This is a genomic window from Candidatus Magnetaquicoccus inordinatus (assembly GCF_004217665.1).
GTDB classification, from domain to species: Bacteria; Pseudomonadota; Magnetococcia; order Magnetococcales; family Magnetaquicoccaceae; genus Magnetaquicoccus; species Magnetaquicoccus inordinatus.
The window spans coordinates 1-3,792 of the sequence record NZ_RXIU01000029.1 but is presented as its reverse complement, the minus strand read 5'-3'; the positions used below and the strand labels follow the sequence as shown (position 1 = coordinate 3,792).

General features: G+C 50.6%; 1 protein-coding gene. It reads left to right on the top strand.

From position 1 onward, the window contains the following. Nucleotides 1-31: 31 nt before the first annotated feature. Nucleotides 32-3,792 (top strand): M10 family metallopeptidase C-terminal domain-containing protein (locus EJP87_RS04125; RefSeq protein WP_193771127.1); only part of this gene is annotated, 3,761 nt, incomplete at its 3' end.

Below are 3,792 nucleotides of genomic sequence, written 5' to 3'. Positions count from 1 at the left end.
GCTGAATTCTGATCTGTCAGCAGGTGGTTCGATGCTCTCCACCATTATCCATGAGGTGGGGCATGCTCTGGGGCTCAAACATCCTTTTGAAGCGACCAGTCTCAGCGATTTGGACTATGCTGCGCAGGATAATAACCAATATACCATCATGTCCTATACCGACCATCCCTATTCGGGATTGATCAAAGCCACCCAGACAGTCAATGGCAATAGTACCTCTGTCAGTTCCAGTACAGTAAAACTGCAGGCCGAGACCCCTCAGTTATTCGATCTCGCGGTCTTGCAGGCCATTTATGGCGCCAATTCAACCAGCAATTCAGGCAATACCACCTGGACGATACCGAGTGATCGTCCTGTTATTGAAACCATTTGGGATGCGGGCGGTGTGGATACGCTTGATGCCTCGGCCTTTGCCAGCAACTGTGTGATTGATCTTACTCCCGGTCATTTTTCCTCCATTGGCAAGTTTGGCTTTCTGGATAGAAGCAGTGGGGTGTGGAGTGAACAGGTGCCTTCCTGGTACAGCGCTCTCTATGACGACACACCGAGTTATGGAACAAATAATATAGCGATTGCCTATGGTTGTGTGTTGGAAAATGCCAGTGGAGGCAGTGGCAATGATACTCTAACCGGCAACGCTACGGCCAATGTTCTGCATGGCAATCAGGGCAATGATACCCTGACGGGAGATTGGTGGGACTCTCTTTATGGTGATGCGGGCGATGATACCATCAATGTGAGCTCCGCCCATTTTGCCTTGGCCGATGGTGGTAGTGGTACCGATACTTTGGCAATCTCTGCAGCCGGTGTCACCCTGGATTTGACAGGAAATAGCAGCACGCTTTCGGCGATTGAGGCGATCAATCTGACCGGTAGTGGAAATAATACCCTGATTTTGAATGCAAATGCTGTACAAACTGTTGCGGATAGTGGCGTTTTGACTATTGAAGGAAATAGTGGTGATTCAGTTCAGGATAGCAGAAGCTGGGTAGATGGTGGAACCATCAATAGCTACCATTATTATGTAGAATCGGGAGCGGTAATACGTGTCGCCTCTGCTGTAACAATAGGTATGAACGTGCTTGATCCTGGATTAGATCTGACCGGTATCACCAGCGCGCAAATTGCTGCTTTGGTGGAAACGCAGTTGGATCTGCTCACCCTTGGGCAATTGGCTGCGCTTACCTCTGTGCAGTTGAGCGGTTTGAGTTCCAGCCAACTCTCTTCGCTGGCCAATACCCAACTGGATGGATTGCTTTCCAGCCAGTTGATTGGGATGAGCAGCAACCAGATGTTGGGTCTAACGGCCAATCAGTTGAGTGGATTAGCGGCTACCCAATTAAACGGTTTGAGCTCTGTGCAGCTCTCTTTTCTGAGCGATGTGCAACTGAATGGAGCCTCCTCCGAACAAATCGGCAGTTTGGCCAACAGCCAATTAGATGCTCTTGGTTCCCTGCAGTTGAGCTCCCTGGCAGGAACACAATTGATTGTTCTCACCTCCCTGCAGTTGGCCAATCTGGCCGATAGCCAGTTGAATGGCTTGAGCTCGGCAGTTTTGGGGATCTTTTCCGATGCAACCTTGAATGGTTTGACCTCGGGTCAGTGGAGCCAGTTGGCCGATAGCCAACTGGCCGGGTTGACCTCGGCGCAGATTCGTGGTTTGGCCAATACGCAAGCCGATGCTTTGCGCTCTTCGACCCTGTCAGTGATGAGCAATCAGCAATTGAGTGGTTTATCATCGCTTGGTTTGATGAGTTTGGCTCATAGCCAACTGGATGGCTTGACCTCCGCGCAGTTGTCCAGTTTGCCCGATATAACCTTGAATGGTTTGACTGCCGGTCAATGGAGCCAATTGGCTGATAGCCAACTGGCCGGTTTGACCTCGGCGCAGATTTCTGGTTTGGCCAATACGCAAGCCGATGCTTTGCGCTCTTCGACTCTGTCAGTGATGAGCAATCAGCAATTGAGTGGTTTATCATCACTCGCCTTGATGAGTTTGGCGAATACACAGCTCAATGGACTGACCTCCGCACAGTTGGCCAATTTGGCCGATATGACTTTGAACGGTTTGACTTCCGGTCAATGGAGCCAATTGGCTGACAGCCAACTGGCCGGTTTGACCTCGGCACAGATTCGTGGCTTGGCCAATACGCAGGCCGACGCCTTGCGCTCATCCACCTTGTCACTGATGAGCAACGTGCAGTTGAATGGTTTGACATCTCTCGCCATGATGAGTTTGGCCAATTCACAACTGGATGGATTGACCTCAGGGCAGTTGGCCAACCTGGCTGATAGTCAGCTTATGGGGTTGACATCCAATCAATTGAGTGCACTTGCCAGTACGCAAATGGCTGGGTTGCCATCAGAGCGACTGCAAACGCTCTATAACAATCAAATGCTTGGCTTGAATAGCCAACAGATTGCTGCTTTGACCTCAACGCAACTACAGAATTTGGGGAGCGCACATCTGGCCTCCATGAGCAGTTCACAACTGCTTGGTTTTAACCGTACCCAACTGGCAGCTTTGACCTCTACCCAATTGAGTGGTTTGCAAGGCAGTCAGATTGCCAACCTGACGACCAACCAAATTTTGGGTTTTATTCCAGAGCAGATTGCCCATTTGGGTAGTTCCCAGCTTGTTGCTTTGACTGCTACCCAGATCAAAAGCTTAACTGTTTCCCAACTGCTTGCCTTGAGTGAGACGCAGATGCAAGATCTGACCGCCACGCAAATTGCTGCTCTTACCCTCAATCAGTTTAGTGGTTTGACGGCGACCCAACTTGCCGGATTGCAGGCATCTGATTTTGCTTTGCTTACCCCGACGCAAATCGCCAGCTTAAGCAGCACGCAAATTGCCGGTTTTGTGCCCTCACAAATGGATGATTTGCCCACCAATCTGCTGCAGGCGATGAGTGCCACACAGATCAAAGGGCTGAGTGCCTCTCTGGTGCAAGCTTTGGGAACAACACAGATGCAGGCATTGAGCAGTGGTCAACTGGCCGCACTCTCTGCTACCCAAATGCAGGCTCTGACCTCCCTGCAGTTGGCATTATTAAGCTCTTCCCAGATCAAGGGTTTCAACAGCCAGCAAATGGCTGCCCTTTCCAGCACGCAAATGGTGGGTTTGGGTGCAGTGCTGATGGCTGTTCTCTCGCAAGATCAACTCAAAGGCTGGAGCAGTACACAACTGGCCGATTTGACCTTAAGCCAAATTGCCGGGTTGCAAAGTGCACAAATTGCTGTTTTGAACAGCAGCCAAATGGGTGGATTGACAAGCACCCAAATGCAGGCGTTTTCCACTAGTCAGTTGGCTGGTTTGAATAAAACTCAACTTGCCGGGTTGAACATGTCACAAATGGCTGGATTGATGGCTTCACATATTGCCGCTTTGAACAGTGCGCAACTGAGTGGTTTATCTTCCAGCCAATTGGCCAATCTGAGTGCAACGCAACTCAATGCTCTCCAAATCAATGTCTTGAAGAGCCTGGCCACTTCACAAGTAGCCGGTTTGACTCCCACCCAGATGGTCGCTTTGCAATCTTCGCAAGTTGCAGCGTTTACTGCGACCCAGTTGGCAGCTCTGACCACCACCCAGTTGGCCAATATTGAGGCTGCGGATCTGGCAGCACTCAGTTCGGGACAAATCACCACCTTAAGCTCGTTGCAATTGAGTGGTCTGCAAGCAGGGCAGATCGATGATCTGCCAGCGGAGGTACTGCGGGCCCTCAACATTTCGCAAATCAAGGGTCTTGGTGCAAACTTGTTGGCCTCATTGAACAGCGCGCAGTTGCA